This is a genomic window from Pseudoalteromonas sp. SR45-1 (assembly GCF_014163655.1).
GTDB classification, from domain to species: Bacteria; Pseudomonadota; Gammaproteobacteria; order Enterobacterales; family Alteromonadaceae; genus Pseudoalteromonas; species Pseudoalteromonas distincta.
This window is the reverse complement of sequence record NZ_JACJDR010000001.1, coordinates 118,796-145,288: the sequence shown is the minus strand read 5'-3', so window position 1 is coordinate 145,288 and position 26,493 is coordinate 118,796. Positions and strand designations below refer to the sequence as shown.

Sequence of the window (26,493 nt, the reverse complement as noted above, 5' to 3'; positions counted from 1 at the left end):
TTATCTATTAAGCGAGTTTGTAGTTATTGATCTCGTTAACCATTAGCTATATGATAATGTCTATCATTTACAATTACCTTTTTGGACTTCTTTGCTATGAAATTACTATTTAAACCAGCCAAAACTTTAGGTGCAAGCCTTTTACTAGCCTCGGCGTTTATGGCTCAACCAGTATTAGCTAACGGCCCTATTGGCGAGCATGTTAATCATCTTCAAGCTAACCTTAAAAGTTACGCAGAAGAAGTAGAATGGATGGTAGGCAAAGTTGATACCATGGTAAGCGACTACGATACTAAAGGCGCAAAATCTGTAAAAACTGATGATTTAATTGAATATTGGGAATCAGTTAAGTTTCACAGCGCAATAGAAACTAACTTTGTACCAGTATACGCTTCTATTTGGCAGGGTCTTTATGGCGTAAAAATGGCCATTGATAATAAAGAGCCTGCTGAGGAAGTTCGTAAACAGCAAAAAGCGATGAACATAGCCTTGTGGCAAGGCCTTGGGGCTGTTAAGCTTGCTGCAAAATTCCAGCAAAAAGGCTTGTTAGACACTGTAAAAGCAACCGCTACAACTCAAATGACACAAAGTGCCACAATTGATGAAATTAAGCACAAATTAGACCGTGTAGTAGCAAAATTTGCTGAGCGTTTACGAGACGAAGCAACTGAAATTGTTCATGATACTTATCTGCACCTGTTTGAAGGCGTTGAAGGTACTCTTATTGAACAAGATGCAAAACTAGTTGAAGTGCTGGAAAAAGACTTTAACGTAACACTGCCACAAGCCATTACAAACAGCAAAAGCGTAGACGAAGTACGCGATGTGATCAGTGATATGCAAACAAAATTAGACCGCGCTAAGGTTTTAATAGAAAAAGCCGAAAAAGCTCGTAAGGATGTATTTTAAGTGAAGCGTAGGACCTTTATTCAAGGCCTAGCTGCGTTAGGGGTGGTTGGCTCATTGCCACTGCCTCTTTCTCGTGCGCTAGCCGCTGATATAGCAAACCCTGTTTCTGTTGACGATTTACCAAAGCTTAAAGGCGAGTTAACGCTTTATTTAGGTCGAGGCGAAGGTGGTTTGTATGAAAACGTATTACAAGCAATCCAGAAAAAAAATCCAGACTTTAAACTCGGTATACGCCGAGGTCCTACTGCTGCTTTAGCAAATACCATTGTTGCAGAAGCTAAAGCTGGCGTTCGCCGCGCTGATTTATTTTGGGCAGTTGATTCAGGCGCAATTGGTTTAGTAACCGATGCAGGCCTTGCACAACCCATCCCTGGTGATTTATCTGCTCAGTTACAACCACAATTTAGATATAAAGAGTGGGCCCCAGTAACTGGCCGTATTCGTACATTGCCATATAACACGTCGCGTTTGACTAAAGATCAAATTCCAACAAGTATAATGGAAATTGCCGACAGCGATTTAAGTATTGGCTGGGCACCCGCCTACGCTTCTTTTCAATCGTTTGTAACCGCAATGCGAATTTTAGAAGGCGATGACAAAACCGCTAAGTGGCTTAAAAAGATTCAAAAACGTGCTAAAACATACGCCGGCGAGCTAGGTGTTGTTATGGGCGTTGAGCGCGGTGAAGTTGATATTGGTTTTGCAAATCACTATTACACTTTGCGTTTAAAATCAGGTAAGCCTGATGCCAAGCTAGATTTAGCATTTACACAAAATGATGCGGGCTGTTTAGTTAATGCATCGGGTGTATTAGCGCTTAACGACGATCCGCTTGCAACTAACTTTATGCGTTACTTACTTAGTAAAGAAGTACAAGGTTACTTAGCCAGTGAAGCGTACGAAATTCCGTTAGTAAATGGTATTACCCAACCTGAGGGTTTGCCGTCACTTGCTAATATTTCTCCACCTAAAGTAGATTTAACACAGCTAGCTGATTTACGCCCTACTATAGATTTGATGCGAAGCAGCGGCGTATTGTAATGAAAATACCTGCCTCTTATCCAATGGCGCTGCTTGCAGCGCTTGTTGCGCTTACCCCTGTTTATGTATTAATAGTGCTTGCAAGCGATGCAAGCTCAGTGTTTGACACCCACAATCTGCAAATTTTAGGCAACACGTTATCGTTAATGGGTTTAACGGTACTTGGGTCTATTTTAATTGGTGTGCCACTGGCGTTTATTAGCGCGTATGTGCATTTACCATTTAAAAAGCTCTGGCTGGTTGTATTTGCAGCCCCACTGGCAATTCCCAGTTATATTGGCGCATTTACACTTTATGCTGCTTTTGGCCCCGGTGGCGAAATAAACAGCTTAACAGGAATAGAAACACCATCAATGTATGGCCTAACAGGTGCCGCCATTGTAATGACACTTTATACCTTCCCGTTTGTAATGATGACAACTCGCTCATCCCTACTGAGCCTTGACGCAAGCATGGTTAATGCCGCACGAACGCTGGGCATGTCGATGACGCAAAGTATATTTAAAGTTATATTACCGCGCGTAGTTAACGGTATTGCAGCAGGCTCATTGTTAGTCGCGCTTTATACGTTATCAGACTTTGGCACGCCGGCAATGATGCGCTTAGATACCTTTACCCGCGTAATTTACGTTGAATACAATGCCTTTGCGTTAGGACGCGCTGCAATGCTTTCACTTCAGCTGATGGTTATTGTCGGTTTTTTACTTTTAGTTGAATCACAAATAAAAACAGCACCTGAGCGCCATGGTCGCCCGTTAATTTTATTTCCAAGTAAAGTACAATTAAGTGCCATGTTTGTTACGTTTGCACCTGTTTTACTGCTTGCTATTGGCTTGCCTTTGGCTATATTTTCGCTTTGGTTAGCTCGCGATGGTTTTAGCTCATTTGATTTTAATATTGCATGGAACTCTACGTATGCATCGGGTATTGCGGCAATTGTAGCCGTTATCGTAGCGATCCCCGTTGCACATGCTGCACTGAGTGGAAAAGCGGGTCGTATAATGGAGCGTGTTACTTACTTTGGTTTTGGTATTCCGGGTATAGTAATGGGCACAGCGCTTGTTTACGGTGGTTTGCAGTTGCCGTTTTTATATCAAACACTGGGATTGCTTATTATTGCTTACATGCTGCGATTTTTACCACTTGCTGTAGGCTCTGTTAGAACAAGCACCGAACACTTAGATCCAAGCTTAGTAAAGTCTGCGCGCGTATTAGGTGCAAGCCCACGTGAAGTATTTACTCGCATAACACTGCCTTTAACTATGCGCGGTATTATTGCCGGTGCAGCACTGGTGTTTTTAGAGTCAATGCGTGAACTCGAAGCCACGCTATTACTTGGTCCTACAGGGTTTGAAACCCTCTCTACTTATTTATGGCGTGTATACGAAGCGGGCTATTTTGGTCGCGCCGCGATTCCAGGGTTATTGTTAGTAGTGATATCTGCCTGCGGGTTAGCTATTATGATGTCTGGCGAAAAACGCAACCAGTTTGAACATTAAGGATTTAAGAAACAATGCTATCTGTAAGTCAGTTGTCTATAGATTATGGCAGTAACCGCGTAGTAAGCGATTTAAACTTTTCGCTGGGTGAAAACGAAATCCTTATGCTTGTAGGGCCAACAGGTTGTGGTAAAAGTACAATTTTACAAGCCCTTGCTGGCCTTATACCTATTAGCGAAGGCGAAATAAACACAGGTAAATGGCGCGCTACACCCAAATTAACAATACCTCCTGAAAAACGCAGTGTAGGCATGGTATTTCAAGATTTTGCGTTATTTCCGCACTTAACCGTACAGCAAAACATTTGCTTTAGATTAAAAGATACAGCCCCTGCTGAGTATTGGATAAACCTACTTGGGTTGAGCGATTTTAGAGACAAAAAACCAGCAACGCTTTCTGGCGGACAAAAGCAGCGCGTTGCACTTGCGCGTACCCTTGCCCACCAACCTGACTTTGTATTACTTGATGAGCCGCTTTCAAACTTAGATGCCGCCCTTAAAGACATGCTTCGTTGGGATATTAGAAACGCACTTAAAGCCGCTGGCGTACCGGCGATTTGGGTAACACACGACCAAGAAGAAGCACTCTCCGTTGGCGACCGCGTTGGTGTGCTTAAAGGCGGCGAAATTCAGCAAATCGATACACCCGAGCGCTGTTTTAGTACCCCAAACAATCGCTTTGTGGCACGCTTTTTAGGTGAAGCCAGCTTTATTAGCGGCCAATTTAGCCAAGGACAAGCCACTACCTCAATTGGTAATGCGCCCGCTCATGGCGTTGACTGTGAAAGTGGCGACGTTGATGTACTACTTCGACCAGACGATGTGTTACTTGTACAAAGCAGTGTTGGCAATAACGGCGAAGTAATTTGGGTACGCTTTGAAGGTGGCAGCCGCTTGTGCGCTGTAAAACTTGCGTGCTCTACGGTTGTAACTAGCAGAGTAAGCCATGAAGTTGTGGTAAACCCAGGCGACGAAGTGCATGTATCACTAAGTACATCGCACCCATTAGCGGTTTATAAATCTATAGATTAATATCTATACCTAACTCAAAATTAAGAGGAAACCCGATGAACGGACCAAACCCCAATAATCCTTCACCAATGGAAGGTTTTCCTCAAGTAGGTTTTTTAAAAAACTATATTACTTCTATCAATATTGAAGTAGGCGATTATACATATTATGACGATCCTGATGGCCCTGAGAATTTTGAAAAAAATGTACTTTACCATTTCGATTTTATTGGGGATCGTCTGATCATAGGTAAGTTTTGTGCGATAGCTAAAGACGTTACCTTTATAATGAATGGCGCTAACCATCAAACTTCTGGATTTTCTACTTATCCATTTTTTATATTTGGTAATGGCTGGGAAAAATTTGTACCAAAATCAAATGATTTACCCTTTAAAGGCAATACAGAAATTGGTCATGATGTTTGGATTGGTTATAACGCTACAATTATGCCCGGGGTAAGAATTGGCAGCGGCGCTATTATTGCCAGTAAATCAGTTGTTACCTGCGATGTACCTGCTTATAGCGTTGTAGGTGGAAATCCCGCTAAAGTGATAAAAACCAGATTTGACGATAAAACAATTAATACGCTGCTAGATATAGCTTGGTGGGATTGGAGCAATGAAAAAATCACTGCTCATTTAGATGCCATTACACAATGCGATATAAAAGCCTTATCTAATCTCTAAGTGATTACCACTCAAACATGTAGGCCATTTTACTTATAGTTTTTAGCGGCACATTATGTGAGTTTCGTTTAGCGTATAGGTGCTGCATAGCTTTGTCTTTTACTTCACCCACTATCACTTCTTTTACTTGATAACCTAAAGCAACGGCAGCTTGAGAGTAAGCTATAAATTCCCACTTTTTAATATTGGTGTTATCTACAATCACCAATGGAATGCCTTGAGCAAGTGCATTTATAAAGCGCGCCAAATTTAAATTATGAAATTGTGGTAACTTAAATTTATCAAAATGATATTCGCCCTGCTCATTATTAAAGTAATCATCAGTTGAGCAAATTAGATACTGACTTTCGTCGGCTCCACCTAATTCGTCAGCAAGGCTTTGCGCGTAGTAAGACTTACCACTTCCTGGTAGTCCTCGTAAAATAAAAACTTGTTTCATAGCATCGATTTTTTAAGGGTGAATAAATATTAATTTAGTTTGGACTTTAATAATGCCACAAAATCATTAAATTTCAGAGCAACAAATCATAATAGTGGCAATTAAACTCTAAAAACTGTTTAAAAATAAACCGCATGCATAAAAACTTTTAAAGAGTTGCCCACAATAGTTTTTTTATTTAACTTTACTAGGTAAGATACAGGGTTCAAGTGCAGCGCCGTTTATGTGCAATTTATGCCCGCGTGTTGCGCACAGTTAAAATAAAATAGTTAGGCAACTTATATCATTGGAGTGAAGATGAGCCATTTAGCGATTTCAGAGCTATTAAAAGGCAATGTTGCGGTAGACAGCCAAGTAACAATTAAAGGCTGGATCCGTACTCGCCGCGATTCAAAAGCAGGAATTTCATTTTTAGCCGTTCATGACGGTTCGTGTTTTGATCCTATTCAAGCGGTAGTTCCTAATTCACTGAATAATTATGATGAAGTTACTAGCTTAACAGCCGGTTGTTCTGTGTCGGTTACTGGTGTTTTAGTTCAATCTGCTGGCCAAGGTCAATCTTACGAAATTCAAGCTAACTCAGTGACTGTATTAGGTTGGGTAGAGAACCCAGATTCATACCCAATGTCGGCAAAACGCCACAGCATTGAGTACTTACGTGAGCACGCTCACCTTCGCCCTCGTACAAATATGATTGGCGCGGTAACTCGTGTACGTAACTGTTTAGCACAAGCTATTCACCGTTTTTACCACGAGCAAGGCTTTTACTGGATCAGCACGCCAATCATTACGGCAAGTGACTGTGAAGGCGCGGGTGAGATGTTCCGTGTATCAACGCTAGATATGCAAAACTTACCACTTACAGATAAAGGCGATGTTGATTACAGCGAAGATTTCTTCGGTAAAGAAGCATTCCTTACTGTATCTGGTCAGTTAAATGGCGAAACTTACGCGTCTGCAATGTCAAAAATTTATACATTTGGCCCTACATTCCGCGCAGAGAATTCAAATACATCTCGCCACCTTGCAGAATTTTGGATGGTAGAACCTGAAGTAGCGTTTGCTGATTTAGAAGACATAGCAAAACTTGCTGAAAACATGCTTAAGTATGTGTTTAAAGCCGTACTTGAAGAGCGCCGTGATGATATGGAATTTTTTGCACAACGTGTAGAAAAAACCGCAATTACGCGTTTAGAAGAGTTTGTAGATAAAGACTTTGCACAAGTTGACTACACAGACGCTGTAGAAATCCTTAAAAACTGTGGCAAAAAGTTTGAGTACGCTGTTGAATGGGGTGTAGATTTACAGTCTGAGCACGAGCGTTACTTAGCTGAAGAGCACTTTAAAGCACCGGTAGTTATTAAAAACTACCCTCGTGACATTAAAGCATTTTACATGCGCCAAAACGAAGACGGTAAAACTGTTGCCGCAATGGATGTTGTAGCACCAGGTATTGGTGAGATCATTGGTGGTTCACAACGTGAGGAACGCCTTGATGTACTTGATGCACGCTTAGAAGAAATGGGCTTAAACAAAGAAGATTACAGCTGGTACCGCGATTTACGTAAATACGGTAGCGTGCCGCACTCAGGCTTTGGTTTAGGCTTTGAACGCTTAGTTGCTTATGTAACAGGTATGGGCAACGTACGTGACGTTATTGCCTTCCCTCGTACTAAAGGCAGCGCAACTTACTAATTAGTAAGTAAACTGTTTTAAAATATTGAAAAACCAGCCTAGTAGCTGGTTTTTTTTGTTCAATATATTTTTATTTAAGATTTTTTACAAAAAATAAGTAAAAACTTATATGTGATGTTAATAAGGTTAAAAACAGACTTCCCTTTGAAAAGCTATAAAACCAGAGTGAAAAAAGTAAAAATACATGAACTAAGAACATCCCATACCAAGAGATTTTTGCAGCCATATGGATTTTTGTACTTTGCTGTTGCTTAACTTCATGAACGCTAAAACCCCAAGCGAGAGCGGTCCAAACACATGAAAATAAAAACATAAAGGTTGAAACAATAGTTAATCCTATATCACCACTATTCATAAATATCCTTATCCAAGTAAAGCATTACCTTAAAACAACAAAAAAAGCCGTAATACCCAAAGAGTATCACAGCTTTCAACCAGAATAAGTTTGTTTAGTTAAAGACTATAAAGCACTCTCTAACTGTGGCAGTACTTCAAATAAATCTGCCACTAAACCGTAATCTGCAACTTGAAAAATAGGTGCGTCAGGGTCTTTATTAATCGCGACGATTACTTTTGAGTCTTTCATACCCGCTAAATGCTGAATAGCACCGCTAATACCTACTGCAATGTATAAATTAGGCGCTACAATTTTACCTGTTTGCCCTACTTGCATGTCGTTAGGTACAAAGCCTGCATCAACTGCTGCACGCGATGCACCAATAGCTGCACCTAGTTTATCGGCAATACCATTAAGTAATGCAAAGTTTTCGCCGTTTTGCATACCGCGACCACCCGATATGACCACACTAGCAGCTGTAAGCTCAGGGCGTTCTGATTCTGTTTGCTCAACACTTACAAAGCTGCTTAATTGCGAATCTGATACTGTATCAATGCTTGTTATAGCAACAGCTGATTGCTCACCTTGTAAATCAAAGCTACTGGCACGTACGGTAATTACTTTTTTACTGTCGAGTGATTTAACCGTGGCGATTGCATTACCTGCATAAATAGGTCGTTTAAATGTATCGGCGTCCACTACTGCGATAATTTCAGAAATTTGCGCAACATCTAATAGAGCGGCAACACGTGGCATAAAGTTTTTGCCCGTTGTAGTAGCACTTGCAACAATGTGGCTGTAGGTGTCGCTAAGTGATAAAACTAAATCGCTCATGCTCTCAGCTAACTGATGTTCATAAACGCTATTATCGGCAACTAAAACATTAGCTATGCCATCAATGCTTGCAACTTGTGAGCTCATTGCGCTTAAGTTGTTACCTGCTATTAGTACATCAATAGGAAAGCCCATTTTTACTGCAGCGTTAATAGTTTTTGAGGTTTCTGGTTTTAAGGCACCGTTGTCGTGCTCTGCAATTACGAGTGTTTTCATTTAAATCACCTTTGCCTCTGTTTTTAATTTTTCTACAAGCTGTGCAACGTCTTCTACAATAATTCCTGCGGTGCGTTTAGCTGGCTCTTCAACACTTATTAATTGCATACGCGGTGTTAAATCAACACCAAGCGAATCTGCTGCTATTACTTCAAGCGGCTTACGTTTGGCTTTCATAATATTTGGCAGTGATGCATAGCGAGGCTCATTTAAGCGTAAATCAGTTGTAACAACCGCCGGTAAATTAAGTGCTACCGTTTGCAGCCCGCCATCAACTTCGCGAGTTACGTTTACTTTGCCATTTTCAATAGCAACTTTTGATGCAAATGTACCCTGCCCGCGATTAGTTAATGCAGCAAGCATTTGACCTGTTTGATTATTATCTGAGTCAATTGACTGCTTACCTAAAATGACAAGCTCAGGCGTTTCTTGCTCTACAATTTTAGCGAGTAGTTTTGCAATATGAAGTGACTCGAGCTTTTCATCGGTTTCGATGTGAATGGCTTTGTCAGCGCCCAATGCTAATGCTGTGCGTAATTGTTCTTGTGATGCTTTTGGACCAATAGTTACGGCAACCACTTCAGTGGCGGTACCGGCTTCTTTAAGGCGAATTGCTTCTTCTATAGCAATCTCACAAAACGGGTTCATTGCCATTTTAACGTTGGTTAAATCAACGTCGCTGTTATCACTTTTAACGCGTGCTTTTACGTTGTAATCAATCACTCTTTTTATTGGTACGAGAACTTTCATAGGAACTCCATAATTATTTAAACCTACAAGGTAACGTGCACGTCAACCTATTTATTTTATGAAATTAGACTACTTCCTGTTGACGTAAACGTCAACCTAAAATAACCTTTAACTATTCACAGTCTGTAACGTTTAATTTGCAAAGTTATAAATAGGCTGTACACCTTATTTAAATGCGTAGTAAACATTCAAATAAGTCCGTCATAGATAAAGAGGTTATTATGGTCGAACGTGAAACCATGGAATTTGATGTAGTAATTGTTGGTGCAGGCCCTGCTGGGCTTTCAAGTGCAATTAAACTCGCGCAATTAGCACAAGAAAAACAACAAGAGTGCATGATTTGCGTAGTCGAAAAAGGTTCTGAAGTAGGTGCACATGTACTCTCTGGTGCTGTTTTTGAAACCAGAGCTTTGGATGAACTACTACCTAATTGGCAAGATCTTGGCGCACCGGTTACAACCAAAGTAACTAATGATGAAATTTATTGGTTTAATAACGAGCAAAAAGCGACATCAATTCCCCACTTTGCTACACCAAAAACATTTCATAATGATGGTAACTACATTGTATCTATGGGCAATGTATGTCGATGGCTTGCAGAGCAAGCTGAAAGCTTAGGCGTAGAGATATTTCCAGGATTTAGCGCACACTCTTTAATAATTGAAGATGAAGCAGTAAAAGGCATTATTACTGGTGATATGGGTGTAGACAAAGATGGTAATGAAAAAGACGGTTACATGCCAGGCATGGAGCTTCGTGCAAAATACACTATTTTTGCTGAAGGTTGCCGTGGTCATTTAGGTAAAGAACTAATCAATGAGTTTGCACTTGATGCAGATTCATCACCGCAGCATTATGGTTTAGGCTTTAAAGAAATCTGGCAAATAGATGAAAGTAAACATGAGCTTGGCAAGGTAGTTCATGGTACAGGTTGGCCACTTAGCGGCGATACTAATGGTGGTGCATTTATGTATCACAGTGAAAACAATCAAGTTGTTGTTGGTTTAATTGTTGATTTAAATTACTCAAACCCACATTTGAGCCCGTTTGATGAGTTTCAGCGAATGAAGCACCATCCTGTATTTAAAAACGTACTTGAAGGCGCTGAACGTATTGCTTACGGTGCGCGTGCTATTGCTAAAGGTGGCTTGCACTCATTACCAAAAATGCATTTTGCTGGTGGTTTACTTGTTGGGTGTGATGCAGGCACTCTTAATTTTGCAAAAATTAAAGGTAACCACACCGCAATGAAATCAGGAATGATTGCCGCTGAGGTTATTTTTGAAGCATTGCAAAATGAGTTAGCAAATACCGATTTAACTCATTATCAAACTGCGTTTGAGCAATCGTGGGCATATAAAGAGTTATATCAATCTCGTAACTTTGGCCCTGCTATGCACAAACTCGGTAAATTTTTAGGTGGTGCGTACAATACGCTTGATCAAAACATCTTTAATGGCGGTTTACCCTTTACGTTTAAAGATAATACGCCCGATCACTCTACCCTTGTTGATGCTAACGCCGCTGACAAAATTGCATATCCAAAACCAGATGGACACCTTAGCTTTGATAAACTCTCAAGTGTGTTTTTATCAAATACTAACCACGAAGAATCACAGCCGTGTCATTTAAAGCTTAAAGATGCGTCAATTCCTATTAATGTAAATTTAGTCAAATTTGATGAACCCGCACAACGTTATTGCCCAGCAGGCGTTTACGAAGTACAAGAAATTGCAGGCAATAAAGAGTTTGTTATTAATGCCCAAAACTGTGTGCACTGTAAAACCTGCGATATTAAAGACCCAAGCCAAAACATTACATGGGTAACACCTGAAGGTGCAGGTGGGCCAAACTATCCTAATATGTAACTAAATTATGCGCTGTATAGCTATATAACTACGTTTTTTACATATAAATTATAAACATATCCTAAATTGCAGGGGCTTCGGCCCCTTTTTTACGTTATGCTAATAGTAGTTTTAATAATAAGAGTGTTATTTATGCCGTCGTCAAAAGTTATTTTTCGTTTTTTAGCCGAGCCTACTGATGTTAATTTTGGTGGTAAAGTTCATGGTGGGGCCGTCATGAAGTGGATTGACCAAGCAGGTTATGCGTGCGCTGCAGGTTGGAGTGGTCATTACTGCGTAACTGTTTCGGTTGCGGGTGTTAAATTTAGACGCCCTATTTTAGTGGGTCAAATAGTCGAAGTAGAAGCTAAAATTGCCCATACGGGTAGAAGTAGCATGCAAATATTTATTCAAGTTAGGTGTGGCGATCCAAAAACGCAAAATATGGTTGAAACAAACCATTGTGTTATCAGCTTTATTGCAATGGATGAAACGGGCTACCCAATAGAAGTGCCTTCGTTTAAAGCAGTGACCGATGAAGACATTAAATTAGAAAATTACGCTATAAAAATGAAAGAAATAGCAATTGAAACAGAAAACTTGCTTCATAAAGTCTAATTAGTAATTTAAATAGAGTAAGGCTATGTAAAAAACTCATTATACTTTGTAAAACATACAACTTATTTTAGAGTACACGATTACGCAAAAGTTCACTTTGATTATAAAACACGCTAAACAATGTAAAAACCAATACAAAAGAACCAATTATGGCGTGTTTTTAATCCATTTTAATATTGGCACGCTCGCTGCAAGTAGATAATTGAAGTTTGATTAATGAAATCAAGCATTTGATTATTTTTTGTAAAGGAGCTATTCAATGATTAAAACACTTTCTCTTTCAGCTATTGCACTAGCAACACTGGGTTTTAACTCTGCAGCACACGCTGACATTTCTGATTTCGATTCTCCACGTATTTATACTGGTATCGGTTACGGTCAATATTCTTTTGAATTTGAAGACAGTGACAACGACACTGACTTTGACGACGATGCACAAATGCTTAAAGGCTATATTGGTACTCAGTTTAACGAATACCTAAGCTTAGAACTTGCTTATCAAAACTTTGATGAAGTAAGTGATATAGACAGTAAAGCTGAAATTGATGGCGTATCGCTTGCCGCACGTTTGGGCTACCCAATAACAGAGAGCTTTTCTGTATATGCAAAAGGCGGTTGGCTTGAGTGGGATGCAGATTACACACAAGATTTACCAGTAGGTGGCGTAACAGCGTCTACAGATGGTGGTGATGCATTTTACGGTGCGGGTATTGAATACGCACTTACAACAAATGTACAGTTTCGTTTAGAGTACGAACGCTACAAACTTGATGACGATATTGATCCAGACATGGATGTAGCGTCTGTATCAGTTCAATACATGTTTTAATTAATCTTTAACATGTATCAGAGGGGTAAGCTTATTAGCTTGCCCTTTTTTGTTTTAGGTCCTTTTTAAATATATTAATACAAAATATAAACCACTCAGTCTAATAAATGACTTTAAACCGCTTGGTCTATAAGCAATAAACTTACTTACACTAATGCCATAAATACTAAATGCAGGTAGAATAGCGCTCTATTTTATTTGTACCCGAGTACTATGAGCGATTATACCATTTCGGCTATTGGCCACATTGAATCTCCTTATAAACAAAAGTTTGCTATACCTAGGCAGCCTCGTTTAGTGCCACAAGCCAAGGCAAAACTTATTTTTGCACCTGATTTTAATCGCGAAGAGTTTGTACGTGGTTTAGATGAATTTACTCATATTTGGTTGTTATTTCGTTTTCATGAAACGGCCGATAAAGGTTATTCTGCTATGGTTCGCCCACCTCGTTTAGGTGGGAATGAGCGAAAAGGTGTATTTGCTACCCGCGCTACATTTAGACCAAACGCGATTGGTATGAGCGCAGTAAAACTTGAAGGTATTGAATATAAAAACGGACAACTTAGTTTATTACTCGCTGGCATTGATTTACTTGATGGCACCCCCATTATCGATATTAAACCGTACTTACCCTATTCAGATGCAATGCTTGACGCCAGTGCTGGCTTTGCAGATACACGCCCAGAAACACAAATGACGGTTGAATTTAGCCCTCAGGCAATTGAGTTTGTTAATGCGCAAACACAATACCCAGATTTACATGATTTTATAGCTAATGTTTTAAAACAAGATCCCCGCCCTGCCTATAAAAAACAAAAAGACGGCGAGCAAAGCTATGGTATGACTTTGTACAATTATAATATTCGCTGGCAAGTCAATGGCGAGCATAACGTAGTAACAATCATAGAAAAAAACTAAATAACTCACTTAGCGCTTTAGTGTAAAAGCATCCGCTGTTAAACTTAAGCTCTATTAAAAGAACATAATTACTCTATTTCGGAAAAAACATGCGTACAAGCCAATATATACTCGCAACACTTAAAGAAACGCCATCAGATGCTGAAATCGTATCGCATCAGTTAATGCTTAGAGCCGGTATGATCCGTCGCGTCGCTTCGGGTTTATACACTTGGTTACCCTCTGGTTTACGTGTGCTACGTAAAGTAGAAAACATTGTACGTGAAGAGATGGATAAAGCAGGTGCTATTGAAATGCTAATGCCTGTAATTCAACCCGCTGATTTGTGGGAAGAGTCTGGCCGTTGGAATGAATTTGGTCCTGAGCTTATGCGCTTCACAGACCGTCATAACCGTACGTTTGCACTTGGTCCAACACACGAAGAAGTAATAACTGATTTCGTACGTAAAGAAATAAGCAGCTACAAGCAGTTACCTGTTACTTTATATCAAGTACAAACTAAAGTACGCGACGAACGTCGCCCTCGCTTTGGTGTTATGCGAGCTCGTGAATTTACAATGAAAGATGCCTACTCTTTTCACTTAAGTGAAGAGTGTTTAGATGCGACTTATCAAGCGATGCACAAAGCATACTGTAACATTTTTGAGCGTTTAGGCCTTGATTACCGCCCTGTACTTGCTGATACTGGGTCTATTGGTGGTAGCTTATCGCACGAGTTTCATGTACTTGCTGAGTCGGGCGAAGATGCCATTGCATTTAGTGATGGCAGTGATTACGCAGCTAATATTGAAAAAGCAGAAGCACTAGCGCCAAACGATCCACGCCCAGAAGCAAGTAAAGAGTTAAAAGCATTCCCTACTCCTGACGCTAAAACAATTAATGAGCTTAAAAAGCACTACGGTGTAAAACCTCATCGCGGTGTTAAAACCTTAATTGTTTACGGTGCACCTGATGAAAACGATGTACGTGGTTTAGTGGCGCTTGTACTTCGTGGCGATCATGATTTAAATGAATTGAAAGCTGAAAAGCACCCATTAGTAGACTCTCCGCTTGAAATGGCAACAGAGGCAGATATTGTTGCTGCTATTGGTGCAAAACCTGGTTCATTAGGCCCTGTGGGCTTATCTATGCCTATTATTGTTGATAGAGCCGCTAATATCCTTGCTGATTTTGTTGCCGGTGCTAATAAAGACGACGAGCATTACAGTGGTATTAACTGGGATCGTGACGTAACTGATTACGAAGTTGCTGATATTCGTAATATTGTTGAAGGCGATATGAGCCCATGTGGCCAAGGCGTTTTACAAATTAAACGCGGTATTGAAGTAGGTCATATATTCCAACTTGGTACCAAGTACTCAGAAGCGATGAAAGCGGGAGTATTAAACGAAGGCGGTAAAAACCAAACCATGACCATGGGTTGTTACGGTATTGGTGTTTCACGTATTGTTGCTGCTGCTATTGAACAAAACAACGATCAATACGGGATCATTTGGCCAAAATCAATCGCGCCATTCGATTTAGCAATTGTTCCAATGAACATGCACAAATCGCATCGTATTCCTGATATTGCAAATAACCTTTACCAAGGTTTAAAAGATGCAGGTCTTGATGTGTTATTTGATGACCGTAAAGAACGCCCTGGTGTTATGTTTAATGACATGGAGCTAATTGGTGTACCATTTACGCTGGTGATTGGTGAGCGTAACCTTGACGAGAATAAAGTTGAGCTTAAAAACCGCCGCACCGGTGAAAAGCTAATGATTGATATTGACACTGCAATTGATGCAATTAAAGCGGCTGTTAAAGGTTAATAACACGCACGCTCAAAATAGACTAAAAGGCCGCATTTAAAATGCGGCCTTTTTTATGCGCGATTAATAGCAATACGTAATAATAGCTGCTCAATGACTCACCTTTCCTAGCTTTATAAAAATCTTTTAATTACGTGCCTTGGTATAAATTGTCATGGAGGCTTCGCTAAAGTGTCTCATAAGTGTCATTAGATTTATCTACAGTGTTTAATTATTACACTATGGATGACGGGCATGACAAACAATCAACTGCGTAAAAAACAACATTATCCAGCCATTTGGATATCTGATGTTCATTTAGGTTACAAAGATTGTAAAGCTGATTACTTACTTGATTTTTTAAACTCGGTAGAATCCGACACACTTTATTTAGTGGGTGATATTATTGACTTATGGTCGATGAAGCGACAGTTTTATTGGCACCCTTCTCATTATGAAGTATTAAACTGCATACAAACAAAAGCAGCTAGCGGTACACGTGTTATTTATATTCCCGGTAATCATGATGAAGCGTTTAGAAACTATATAAATCAAACATTATTTGGTGTTGAAATCCACCAGCAGTTTATTCACACCACTAAAGCTAATAAACGGTTTTTACTTATACACGGCGACGACTTTGATTCAGCAACTCGTTATAACAAGCTTGTTAGTATTGCGGGGGATGCAGGATACGACTTTTTATTATTTTTAAATCGCTGGACTAATCGTATACGTAAAATATTTGGCGGTAACTATTACTCGCTTGCATCATGGATAAAAGCTCGGGTACACAAAGCACGAGAAGCGATTAGTGCCTTTGAAGATGCTGCAATTCATGAAGCTAAAAAACAAAACGTAGATGGTATTATTTGTGGACACATTCACCATCCCAAAATAAAAGTAGATGACGGTATCATGTACTGTAACGATGGTGACTGGATTGAGAGCTGTACTGCGCTTGTAGAGCAGCAAGATGGAAAGATAGAATTACTACATTGGTCAGATACACAGTTTATACTCGATAGCGCAGACATAGCTATTCTTAACACGCCTTTAAATACGGCAACAAGTACCAAACCAAAAAAATCAGCTGCTTAGCAGCTGATTTTCAAAACGATTAACTTAACCAAGTAATTAGCTTGTCTTTTAAAGTTTGTGGTTTAATTGGTTTAGTAATGTAGTCGTTCATTCCAGCAGCTAAACAACGCTCTCTATCACCTTCCATCGCACTCGCTGTCATAGCGATAATAGGTATGTGAGTATAATCTACCCCGGCCTTACTATTTCTAATTTCACTTGTTGTATCGTAGCCATTTAAATTAGGCATTTGGCAATCCATTAATATAACATCAAAAGCTTGCTCTTCGTTTAGTCTAAGTGCCTCCAAGGCTTCAATACCGTCTGACGCACAAGTGATTTTTACTTTGGTACGCTTTAATATCGCCTTAGCTACTTCAATGTTTATCATATTATCGTCAACTAATAATATATGATAAGCAGATAGGTCAGGCTCTACTTGTTTCTCTTCCAAGCCTTTTGGTGGCGCTATAATACAGTCACTACTAGCACCAAATAAGCTGGCCAATTTATAGCTGAATTGATCTTGAGTGAGTGGTTTATTTAAAATATGGCTGCCTTCAGGTAATACCGTTTTGATTGGCTTATCTGTAACCATATCTCGTAAAATTAAAACATACTTTTTATTAAACTGTTTACAGTAATCAATTAACGCATCAATTTGAGGATGCTCATCATCAATTAATAATAAATCAGCTTCAAACTCTTTGTGCTCACTAAAATAGTCAAGTCGTACAATGTTTTCTGCTTTTACTTTGCAGGTTAATAACAATAAGTCGCACACGTTTTTGTAAACGTTATCGCGCGCTATTAATGCCGCTACGTTAATACTTGTAGCAAGCTCAATACCTGTGTTTAGTTTTTTCTCTTGTGCTACATGTAGCTCAACCGTTGCGGTAAAGGTACTACCCGCGCCCTTTTTACTTATAACCGTAATATTACCACCCATTAACTGAGCAAGTTTTTTACATATAGATAAACCTAAGCCTGTACCACCAAAATGGCGGGTCGTGCTTGAATCTTCTTGCGTAAATACTTCAAATAGTTTGTCTATGTTTTCAGGCGCTATACCAATTCCGGTATCTTTTATTGTAAAGCTCATTAATAACTTTGAGTCAGTTATGTACTTAGAACCGACAGTTAAACTTACTTCACCTCGGTGGGTAAATTTAAATGCATTATTAACTAAGTTAATTAAAATTTGTTTAAGTCGATGGCTGTCGCCAATAACCATTCTGTCTACTACATCTTTAGTATCTAAAAATACTTCAAGACCTTTGCGTTGGCCCTGTAAAGCTAAAGAGCTAATCATATCGCTACATACTGTAACAACATCAAATGTATGGTTATCAATATCAAGCTTACCTGCTTCAATTTTAGAAAAATCAAGAATATCGTTAATCAGATTCATCAATGAATTAGCACTGCTATTTGCTAGTTTTAAATAATGGTATTGTTGATCGGTTAAGCCATCTTCTTTGAGCATTTCAAGCATCCCTAGTACGCCATTCATTGGTGTGCGTATTTCGTGAGAGATATTTGCTACAAAGTCACTTTTTGCTTGGCTTGCTGCTAATGCTTGGTCAATTGCACGTTCTAGTTCAATGGTCCTTTGTGAAACCTTTAGCTCCAGAGTACTGTTTAACGCTTCGAGCTCTGATTGCGTATTTTTTAATGAGCTAATATTTCTTAAAATAGCCGCTACCTGATAACGGTTATTATATACGTCAAAAATACTACTAAGCGTGATAGAAAAGTATTGTTTGTTGCCATAACCATCTGTGTAGATAGCTTCAAACGGCATTTTTGAACCGTTTGTAATAGTCTCTTGTATACAATTAGTGTCTGCGTCGTTTAAATTAAACAGCGAGACAAAATCAGGATTAGTGCCTGAAATTGAACTACCAAAAACCTCTTTAGCGGTATTATTAAAGTGAACAATTTCGCCGTTTTGCTCAATTGTAAAAATAGCATCCAAAGAATTTTCTATTACTTTATTGTTTTGCTCTTTTAGAGAATTAATTAACAGCTTACGGTTTATAAAGCGTTGGTATAAAAAAGCAATAACTAAAAATATGCTAAAAAATACCACTAACATTGCAATAAAGTTTTGACGTCTCTCATTCACCTTTGCAAACAATGTTTTTGTATCAACACTTACACCAAGCTCTAAAGGTAGCATGGCTATATCACCCTCAAACGAAATTCGTTTTTTTAAAGTGTAAGCCACTGGATAATTACTTATTGGTAAAGTGCCTTGCTCTGTCATGGTGGTTGCAGTAGAGAATTCTTCAGACCATGTTTTAGTTTTATTAAATTCAAAACGGAATCGAAGTTGAGGGTTTGGATGATATAAAAATTCACCTTCATTATTCATAAGGTAAATCTGCGTCCCTTGTGGAGATTCAACTGTTAAATCTTCAAGTAATTTATCCGCAAAGTAATTAGTAACTAATATTGCAAATATTTTATTATTTTCATCAAAAACAGGCTTAGCAACACGAAAAGTGCTTATATAAGGTTCTTGTATCTGTCCATTTTCACGGTTGTAGTTAATTGGAGAAATATAGACACTTTTCTTATCAAGCATGCTTGCTTTGATTATGTAATCGCGTTGACCTTTTTTTTGTAATTGCAGACCTTGCAGTCGATTAATCTCTCCAAGTTGATTTCGGTCAACTCTAACAATCTCTTGCCCACCATCTTCGAGCATAATATAGCGAGCTTGCAAAATACTGTCATCGGTCTGCATAAAACCAGTAAAAATACTTGCTAAGCGCTCTTGCCAAACATCTATTGGCGTACCAAGAACAGGATCAATTAGTTTATTTTCTTTAGCGCGGGTAATGCCTTGTATTGGTGGTGTAGCATCTAAAAAACGAATGGCGGTAACACTGTCTTTAAGATGTTTTTTTAATGAATAGCTCTTTGTTTCAAGTTCACGCTTTAATTCTATTTGAGCTGAATTATAAACATCACTTCTTACTTTTTGATCGAACAAATACAGAGATGGTAAAGCTATAAGAACAAATATTATTGTTGCAACAAGCATTAATTTATTATTTTTTGTCACGTTCAAAAAAATATTCTTTTTTAACATTTACCTTCACCATAAGTTTTTATTGTTATTAGTATAGAGTATTAAAGAGAGAATTGGACCCTCTAACTAATCAGTTATCGTTATAATTTTTATAATAAAAAGACTAAATCATTAGTTTTATTTAGAGCACAACCCTTATGTGAATTTTAAATGAATGGGTTAAAAAATATTGGCTTACAAAATTAATAAATGAGCTATTTTAACTATTAATCGCTTCAAAGTATAAAAGGTAGCAATTGCTACCTTTTATATATTCTTAAAACCCTTTATGTACATTATCTAAATAGCACATCTTCTCTGTTAAACCACTTAACACAAAATGCCAATAGTCCAGCAGCAATGATTGCAGTGGCTAAAAATATTAAGCCTACAAATGTGTAATCAACAGTCCCTTTTACTATTTCTTTAATTGCTAATGCTACGTTTGTAACAGGAATGAATGCTGTTTTAGCAGTGAGTTCCATATTTGGCATGATTGAAATAATAATCGGGAAAAATACGCCCATACTAAGTGGTGCCATATAATTTTGCGCTTCTTTAAACGTGCGAGCATAGATAGATATAGCCAGAGCTAAGGCCGAAAATATAGCTGCAACAGGTAGTAATAGTACAAATATCATTAGTAAATCGGTAACTGCTAATGTACTAAATGCGGCTTTAATAAAATCAAGATCGGCAAATGCGAGCGCCAGTGCTATCCAGCAGCCCATACTTAAGACGGTTATTGTTGTGGAGGCAATGGATGTAGTTAACAAGGTTATAAATTTACCAAGCACCAACTCTGTACGCGTAATAGGTGTAAGTAGGAGTGTTTCTAGCGTGCCGCGTTCTTTTTCGCCAGCGCCTAAATCAATAGCGGGATAAGTTGCCCCCATCAATACTAATGGAATAAGTAAATAAGGTAAAAACCCGCCAATTTTTTCGCCAAGGTTTTCACGTTTATCGGCGGTATCTACTTTTATGACTTCAATTGGATTAAGAATAGATTTTTGAACAGACTCTTTAATACCAAAACTGATTAGCTTTTGAGTTTGCAGCACGTCACTGTATTCTTTTGCGAGCTCTTTAACGCGTTCGAATAAAAAGTTGATAGATTTTGAATCGTTAAAAACAACCTGCCACTGGCTTTGTTTTCCATCGTCCAATGTTTGCACAGCATGACTTGGTAAATAAATACCCATATCAATATCGCCAGCGATTACACCTGCTTTAAGCTCATCAATATTGTTAAAGGTTTTATCCCCTTTATAAAGCTCAAAACTTTTGTGATAAAACACTTTATCTGTAAACTCTTGTGCGTAGTCACCGTTGATAATCGCGTAAGTGTTTACTTTTTGCTCAGCGTCCATTGCAGCTTGCGAGCTTATAAATGCCATTACGGCAAACAATAACGGAAATATAGCAACAGGGAGCGCGACTACAAATAATAGCGTTTTTTTATCGCGTAATAACTCTCTTAACTCCTTTTTAAATACCTCAAACATCATGTTTCTCCGTTAATATATTCATAAACGCTTGGTTAAGCTCATCACTATTACCTGCTTGTTTAAACTCTTCTACTGTCCCGTCAAAACAGCTAATACCTTCGTTAATTACAGCGACACGGTCACATAAAAGGGCTACTTCATCTAGATGATGGGTTGAGAAAATAACAGGCGTCCCTTGCGCCTTTAAACCTTTGATAAATTTAATAACGGTTTGTGTTGTCATTATATCAAGGCCCGTTGTTGGCTCATCAAGCACAACAACTGCTGGGCGATGAACAACTGCACGCGCTATATTTGCTTTTTGCTTCATACCTGTTGAAAGGTTTTCTGCCCGTTTATCTACAAATTTATGCATATCTAGCAATGTAAATAGCTCATCACAACGCGATGCTATATCGCTTTTGTTCATGCCATGAAGCTTTGCAAAATACTCTATGTTTTCTTTTACAGTTAAGCGGCCATACAACCCCGTAGAGCCTGATAAAAATCCAATAGACTTACGGCCCAGTAGCGGTTTTTTTACAATATCGTTTCCGGCAATCGTTATTGAGCCTTCATCGGGCTTTAACGCGGTTGAAATCATTCTCAGTGTCGTCGTTTTACCCGCACCATTTGGGCCGAGCAATCCAAGTACCTCACCTTTAGCGCAACTAAAACTAACGTCTCGTACTGAGTGAAAGTAGTCTTTATCTTCACGAGGATCGATGTCGTCTATTTTATTTTTTTTGTGATCTTTAGTTAGCTTAAATTTCTTTTTAAGCCCAGCAACTTCTATCATGTTCGCATCCTTCGTTTCGCTCTAAAATAATCTGTATTGTTGTAAAAAGAGTCGTCTTTGTTTTCGTCATGCCAACCAGGCACGCCTAATAATGGCAGTGGTGAAAGCTTTTTGTTATCGGCTAAGCAGTTATCTGTATTAATCATCTCATAAAGGGCTTGGTCAAGGTACTGGTATTGAGTTACTAAATCTTTACAAAATATTTCATTAGGTACACAAACGAATAACGCTTTACCCGTTAAACCTATATAAGGCTTCGTTAGCATTTCATAATTAGCATGACCAAACATAAAAGGTTTTATTGTTTTACCCCACTCATGTTTGTGTTCAACAAATGCAGTTTTCCATTGGTGATCGCAAAGCCACTGCTGCCATTTACTCTCACTTATAGCTAATACAACACCACACTCATCAAAAAGCGTTAGTGCATTACGATGCTTAGTACGCTGTTGCAGTCCATGCTCAGCTATATCTTGCACATGTCTATGGTTTATTAACGCTTTGGTTTTTGGAAATAAACACCATATAAACCCACCAAATAAGTCATGCCAATTTTCACTACGTGTAGGTACAACACCCGTTTCAAAAATTACTTGCTCGTAATACCGCTCGCCAAAGTCTACCTTTGCATCATCTTCAAAAGTAATAGGAATATTATTCTCATTAATAGCAGTTAAAAATGGAGAAAACCACTGCGGCGCCGGCCAATCTGTTAGTTCGTTAACTTTAAATAGCTCACGTAAATGCGCAAATGCACCTGTTTCTAAACTACTGATTTGCCACTGCTCGGGGGGAGTAAAACGCTTCATTTAAACCTTTAACAATTTATGCCTATAATTTACGAGAAGTTTACCGCAAAAACTGGTTCTGCTTAATAGAAGTTAATATACTAATCACAACTTAAAACAAAAAAAGAGCTGACATGAAACATTATTTCTCTCTCACACTCCTCGCTACTGCTGTTTTAGCAGGTTGCGCAACAACAAGTATTACCCCTACTGATGTAACAAATGGTTATAACAGTATTCAAGCTGATGAATTGGCTAAACATGTAAAAGTACTCGCATCGGATGAGTTTGGTGGCCGTGCTCCTTCATCACCTGGCGAAAAGCTAACGCTTGATTATTTAACTGCGCAGTTTAAAGCTTTAGGTTTAAAACCAGGTAATGGCGACAGTTACTTACAAGAAGTGCCATTGGTTTCTTTAGAAGCTGATTCGAATATGGTGCTTAGTATTGGTGGTAAAGACTATCAATATAAAAAAGATATGGTTATGGGTAGCAGCCGCATTAGCGCACAAGAAGGCATAGAAAATTCTGAACTTGTTTTTGTGGGCTACGGCGTTAATGCACCTGAATACAATTGGAATGACTACGAAGGGTTAGACGTTAAGGGCAAAACGGTTGTAATGCTGGTTAACGATCCGGGCTTTGCAACAAAAGACCCTGCTTTATTTACTGGCGACGCAATGACTTATTACGGTCGTTGGACATACAAATATGAAGAAGCAAGTCGACAAGGTGCAGCTGGCGCAATTATTATTCATGAAACAGCACCTGCGTCATACCCATGGTCAGTAGTTGAAAACTCTTGGAGCGGTGAGCAGTTTGGTTTTCAAAAAGAAAACAACAATATGGATCGTGTAGCTGTTGAAGGCTGGGTTACAACTGACGTAGCAAAAGAGCTTTTCACTAAAGCAGGATTAGATTTCGATACTGCGAAAGAAAACGCAGCTAAAGGTGCTTACCATGTTGATATGGGCGATTTAACTGCTTCTGTTAATGTTAAAAATACGATTAAAAAATCAGTGTCGTATAACTTTATCGCTACGTTACCAGGAAGCGAGCAACCAGATGAGCATGTTATTTACTCGGCGCATTGGGATCACTTAGGTACAGATAAAACACGTAAAGGCGATCAAATTTACAACGGTGCTCACGACAACGCAACGGGTACCGCTGGGCTTATTGAAGTAGCTGAAGCCTTTACTAAATTACCTAAGCACCCTAGCCGCTCAATGACATTTTTAGCAGTTACTGCTGAAGAACAAGGCTTACTAGGTTCTAAATACTATGCAGCTAACCCAGTGATTGCAGCTAATAAAACAGTCGCTAACATAAACATGGATAGCTTAAATTTATTAGGCAAAGTAAAAGACATGAATGTGGTTGGTATTGGTAAGTCACAAATGGATGAGTTTTTAGCAACTGCAGCTAAAGAGCAAGGCAGAACAATATCAGGCGATCCTAAACCATCATCTGGTGGCTATTACCGCTCTGATCACTTTGCATTTGCTAATATGGGCATTCCAGCCATGTACGCAGGTGGCGGCACAGTCGCAGCTGACGAAGAAACAGCTAATTACCGTAAACGCATGAGTTTAGTACTTCGCGGTTGTTATCATCAACCGTGTGATCGTTACCGTGACGAATGGGATTTATCGGGTGCTGTTCAAGACTTACAATTGTTTTATAAAGTAGGTTTTGATATTTCTGAGCAAGAGCAATGGCCAACGTGGAATGCAAGCTCAGAATTTCAACGTAAGTAGCATTGGTTTAACATCGAAAAACTCAAAGAGAGTAATCGATTTAAATAGATGTAAATGATATTGATTATCATTTAATTAAAATATACAGTGTTACTAAGTTTATTTAATTGGTAACACTGTATGATTTTACTCTCTCAAATAGGATTTATTACGCCCGCTTCTAAACGCTTTGTTAGCCAAAATAAACGTTTATTATTACCACTTTTTTTGCTGGTATGCTTAGCTGTGCCATCACTTCGTGAAATTACAATAACAGCACTAAGCGATGCTTTTTTTCAAGTTAGCGTATTTGTTGCTGCTACATTATTAATTTATTACTACGCCATAGAGCATTTACCTCAATTAGAACTTAGTTATTTAAGTGCTAAATCGCCGGTATTAGAAATATTTTTTGCTGCCGTTTTAGGTGCCCTTCCTGGATGTGGTGGTGCAATAATAGTGGTTACCCAGTTTACAAAAGGCCAAGCAAGTTTTGGGGCTATTGTTGCTGTTTTAACAGCTACAATGGGAGATGCCGCATTTTTACTCCTTGCCACTCGCCCTACTGAAGGTTTAACCATAATGGCCATTGGCTTAGTCGTAGGCACGCTTTGTGGTGTTATAGTAAACGCCCTTCATACAAAAGACTTTTTACGCCCAACAAAGCAAGAACAAAAACACCAAGTTAAAGTATTGCCAACTAGTATAATTAAAATAAGCAAACCCGTTTGGATGTTCGCTATTATTCCAAGCCTCATTATTGCTTTTTTAATTGCATTTAATGTCAACTTTGATCAATTTGGAAAATACACAGGCACAAGTATTAGTATTTTTGGTGCTGCAATGGCGTTATTTATTGTAACTATATGGGCGTATTCTTCTAAAGGTGAAAGCTATAAAGAAGTAACCTCAGAAGACGATGAATGTAATCCACCTTCTAAAATTATTAAAGTACTTCAAGACACACACTTTGTGACCGCATGGGTAGTGGCATCGTTTATGTTGTTTGAGATTTTAGTAAATATTGCAGGGCTTGATTTAAAAAACTGGTTTGCACATTATGCTTATTTAGCGCCACTTATTGCTATAGTGATTGGTTTTTTACCCGGTTGTGGTCCGCAAATAATTGTTACTACGTTATATATTCAGGGGATCATTCCATTTAGCGCATTAACTGCTAATGCAATATCTAACGATGGTGATGCGTTATTTCCTGCAATTGCAATGGCGCCCAAAGCGGCTGTAATTGCGACTGTGTATACATCTATTCCTGCTTTGGCCGTTGGCTATGGCCTTTACTTTTTAAATTAAAATTACCATAAACAAAAAAGCTCAGCAATTGCTGAGCTTTTTGAATTAAGTTATTTTTCTTATACAGAAGCAGGCTCTGCAGCTAGTTCTTTTGGATTTGGGCCATAATCGTTCTCACCTTCATGTGAGTTTTGTGCAAGAAAAACAATTAAAACAATCCAACCAATTACTGGCACTAACCAAAGTAACTGCCACCAGCCAGAGCGACCAGTATCATGAAGGCGACGTGCGCCAGCACTCAATTGAGGGATCAATAATGCCAAGCTATATATTGTTCCAATCACAGCTACACCCATCAGCTCATCAACCACTCCCAGTGCTAAAGCGATTAAAAAGTTGATTAAGTAAAACATCCAAAATGCTTTGCGGCGATTACGGCCTGAAAAATCGGCGTAGCTGCGAAGCGCGTTCATATAATGTTCCATGAAATTTCCTTAGTGTTATTTTTTATATTCCCTAACGGGGTTAACTTTATTACTTTTTAGTAACATTTGTATCTTAAATAAAAACAGACTCATTTAAAACAAAAAACCAGCAAATTGCTGGTTTTTTTATTAGGGCGTGTTGACCTTTGCGGATTGTAATTTGTTCAATCTAGGGGCGATTTAATCGCGGCGCGAGGTTTGTAACCTAGTGGGCTAAGTAAAAACCGAGCAACAAAGAGTTTATCGCCCCTAAGCAGAACCCGAAGGGCAGCGCATGTTTGGCTTTTATGCTGCGTTATCGCCTATTTATGGGGAGTAACCACACTTCATAGGCTCTGCCTTGCCTAAAAACCAAACATACTGC

The 26,493-nt window shown here is 38.9% G+C and carries 23 protein-coding genes; 14 read left to right on the top strand and 9 right to left on the bottom strand.

The window, feature by feature from the left end; translation table 11 throughout:
* The first annotated feature begins 96 nt into the window (after window positions 1-96).
* From H5089_RS00645 to H5089_RS00625, 5 genes are read left to right on the top strand one after another with little or no spacing between them, the layout of a single operon-like run.
* A complete protein-coding gene (locus H5089_RS00645; RefSeq protein WP_154903076.1) occupies window positions 97-909 on the top strand; it encodes a hypothetical protein in 813 nt (270 codons plus the stop codon).
* Window positions 910-1,950, top strand: a complete 1,041-nt coding sequence (locus tag H5089_RS00640) for an extracellular solute-binding protein (protein ID WP_096793161.1) — start codon at window positions 910-912, stop codon at window positions 1,948-1,950.
* Complete coding sequence (locus tag H5089_RS00635; RefSeq protein WP_182711220.1) at window positions 1,950-3,449, top strand: iron ABC transporter permease; 1,500 nt, start codon at window positions 1,950-1,952, stop codon at window positions 3,447-3,449. The genes H5089_RS00640 and H5089_RS00635 overlap by 1 nt, the downstream gene beginning before the upstream one ends.
* 14 nt (window positions 3,450-3,463) lie before the next feature.
* Entirely contained in the window at window positions 3,464-4,480 is a 1,017-nt protein-coding gene (locus tag H5089_RS00630; RefSeq protein WP_182711219.1) for an ABC transporter ATP-binding protein, read from the top strand.
* 35 nt (window positions 4,481-4,515) lie between these two features.
* Window positions 4,516-5,145 (top strand): Vat family streptogramin A O-acetyltransferase, encoded by a 630-nt coding sequence (locus H5089_RS00625; protein WP_182711218.1) that lies wholly within the window; start codon window positions 4,516-4,518, stop codon window positions 5,143-5,145.
* A gap of 4 nt (window positions 5,146-5,149) precedes the next feature.
* Here H5089_RS00625 and H5089_RS00620 read toward each other — a convergent pair whose 3' ends face one another.
* On the bottom strand, window positions 5,150-5,584 hold the full coding sequence (locus tag H5089_RS00620) for an ATP-binding protein (protein WP_002961231.1): 435 nt from the start codon (window positions 5,582-5,584) through the stop codon (window positions 5,150-5,152).
* Window positions 5,585-5,881: 297 nt separating this feature from the next.
* Between H5089_RS00620 and asnS the strand changes: the two genes are divergently transcribed.
* Window positions 5,882-7,279, top strand: coding sequence for an asparagine--tRNA ligase (gene asnS / locus H5089_RS00615; protein ID WP_002961230.1), 1,398 nt, complete (start codon window positions 5,882-5,884; stop codon window positions 7,277-7,279).
* Window positions 7,280-7,349: 70 nt separating this feature from the next.
* Here the strand turns inward: asnS and H5089_RS00610 are convergent, their stop codons facing one another.
* The 3 genes from H5089_RS00610 to H5089_RS00600 all read right to left on the bottom strand — a co-directional run bounded on the left by H5089_RS00610 (window position 7,350) and on the right by H5089_RS00600 (window position 9,416).
* A complete protein-coding gene (locus tag H5089_RS00610; RefSeq protein WP_182711217.1) occupies window positions 7,350-7,634 on the bottom strand; it encodes a hypothetical protein in 285 nt (94 codons plus the stop codon).
* A 105-nt stretch (window positions 7,635-7,739) separates the two neighbouring features.
* The gene (locus H5089_RS00605; protein WP_182711216.1) at window positions 7,740-8,666 is read right to left on the bottom strand and encodes an electron transfer flavoprotein subunit alpha/FixB family protein; all 927 of its coding nucleotides are present in this window, start codon (window positions 8,664-8,666) and stop codon (window positions 7,740-7,742) included.
* The gene (locus H5089_RS00600; RefSeq protein WP_182711215.1) at window positions 8,667-9,416 is read right to left on the bottom strand and encodes an electron transfer flavoprotein subunit beta/FixA family protein; all 750 of its coding nucleotides are present in this window, start codon (window positions 9,414-9,416) and stop codon (window positions 8,667-8,669) included. It abuts the gene before it with no gap.
* Between the two features lie 221 nt (window positions 9,417-9,637).
* On the opposite strand from H5089_RS00600, the gene H5089_RS00595 reads away from it, so the two are divergent.
* The 6 genes from H5089_RS00595 to H5089_RS00570 all read left to right on the top strand — a co-directional run bounded on the left by H5089_RS00595 (window position 9,638) and on the right by H5089_RS00570 (window position 16,522).
* Complete coding sequence (locus H5089_RS00595; RefSeq protein ID WP_182711214.1) at window positions 9,638-11,284, top strand: electron transfer flavoprotein-ubiquinone oxidoreductase; 1,647 nt, start codon at window positions 9,638-9,640, stop codon at window positions 11,282-11,284.
* 132 nt (window positions 11,285-11,416) lie between these two features.
* The gene (locus H5089_RS00590) at window positions 11,417-11,881 is read left to right on the top strand and encodes an acyl-CoA thioesterase (protein WP_024596822.1); all 465 of its coding nucleotides are present in this window, start codon (window positions 11,417-11,419) and stop codon (window positions 11,879-11,881) included.
* 259 nt (window positions 11,882-12,140) lie between these two features.
* Window positions 12,141-12,710, top strand: a complete 570-nt coding sequence (locus tag H5089_RS00585; protein ID WP_002961225.1) for an outer membrane beta-barrel protein — start codon at window positions 12,141-12,143, stop codon at window positions 12,708-12,710.
* A gap of 213 nt (window positions 12,711-12,923) precedes the next feature.
* Window positions 12,924-13,628 (top strand): tRNA (N6-threonylcarbamoyladenosine(37)-N6)-methyltransferase TrmO, encoded by a 705-nt coding sequence (gene tsaA, locus H5089_RS00580; protein WP_024596821.1) that lies wholly within the window; start codon window positions 12,924-12,926, stop codon window positions 13,626-13,628.
* 89 nt (window positions 13,629-13,717) lie between these two features.
* The gene (locus H5089_RS00575) at window positions 13,718-15,442 is read left to right on the top strand and encodes a proline--tRNA ligase (protein WP_149602592.1); all 1,725 of its coding nucleotides are present in this window, start codon (window positions 13,718-13,720) and stop codon (window positions 15,440-15,442) included.
* 234 nt (window positions 15,443-15,676) lie between these two features.
* Complete coding sequence (locus tag H5089_RS00570; protein ID WP_182711213.1) at window positions 15,677-16,522, top strand: UDP-2,3-diacylglucosamine diphosphatase; 846 nt, start codon at window positions 15,677-15,679, stop codon at window positions 16,520-16,522.
* A 19-nt stretch (window positions 16,523-16,541) separates the two neighbouring features.
* Here the strand turns inward: H5089_RS00570 and H5089_RS00565 are convergent, their stop codons facing one another.
* The 4 genes from H5089_RS00565 to H5089_RS00550 form a co-directional block, all read right to left on the bottom strand.
* On the bottom strand, window positions 16,542-19,553 hold the full coding sequence (locus H5089_RS00565) for an ATP-binding protein (RefSeq protein WP_404936375.1): 3,012 nt from the start codon (window positions 19,551-19,553) through the stop codon (window positions 16,542-16,544).
* 323 nt (window positions 19,554-19,876) lie between these two features.
* Complete coding sequence (locus tag H5089_RS00560) at window positions 19,877-21,085, bottom strand: ABC transporter permease (RefSeq protein ID WP_182711390.1); 1,209 nt, start codon at window positions 21,083-21,085, stop codon at window positions 19,877-19,879.
* The gene (locus H5089_RS00555; protein WP_024596859.1) at window positions 21,078-21,866 is read right to left on the bottom strand and encodes an ABC transporter ATP-binding protein; all 789 of its coding nucleotides are present in this window, start codon (window positions 21,864-21,866) and stop codon (window positions 21,078-21,080) included. The genes H5089_RS00560 and H5089_RS00555 overlap by 8 nt, the downstream gene beginning before the upstream one ends.
* A complete protein-coding gene (locus H5089_RS00550) occupies window positions 21,863-22,675 on the bottom strand; it encodes a DUF3025 domain-containing protein (RefSeq protein WP_096793172.1) in 813 nt (270 codons plus the stop codon). Before H5089_RS00550 ends, H5089_RS00555 begins: the two co-directional genes overlap by 4 nt.
* Window positions 22,676-22,788: 113 nt before the next feature.
* Between H5089_RS00550 and H5089_RS00545 the strand changes: the two genes are divergently transcribed.
* Complete coding sequence (locus H5089_RS00545) at window positions 22,789-24,414, top strand: M28 family metallopeptidase (protein WP_182674321.1); 1,626 nt, start codon at window positions 22,789-22,791, stop codon at window positions 24,412-24,414.
* Window positions 24,415-24,534: 120 nt separating this feature from the next.
* The gene (locus H5089_RS00540; RefSeq protein WP_182711211.1) at window positions 24,535-25,704 is read left to right on the top strand and encodes a putative manganese transporter; all 1,170 of its coding nucleotides are present in this window, start codon (window positions 24,535-24,537) and stop codon (window positions 25,702-25,704) included.
* Between the two features lie 59 nt (window positions 25,705-25,763).
* On the opposite strand, the gene H5089_RS00535 is transcribed toward H5089_RS00540, so the two are convergent.
* The gene (locus H5089_RS00535) at window positions 25,764-26,129 is read right to left on the bottom strand and encodes a DUF805 domain-containing protein (RefSeq protein WP_182711210.1); all 366 of its coding nucleotides are present in this window, start codon (window positions 26,127-26,129) and stop codon (window positions 25,764-25,766) included.
* Between the last annotated feature and the right edge of the window lie 364 nt (window positions 26,130-26,493).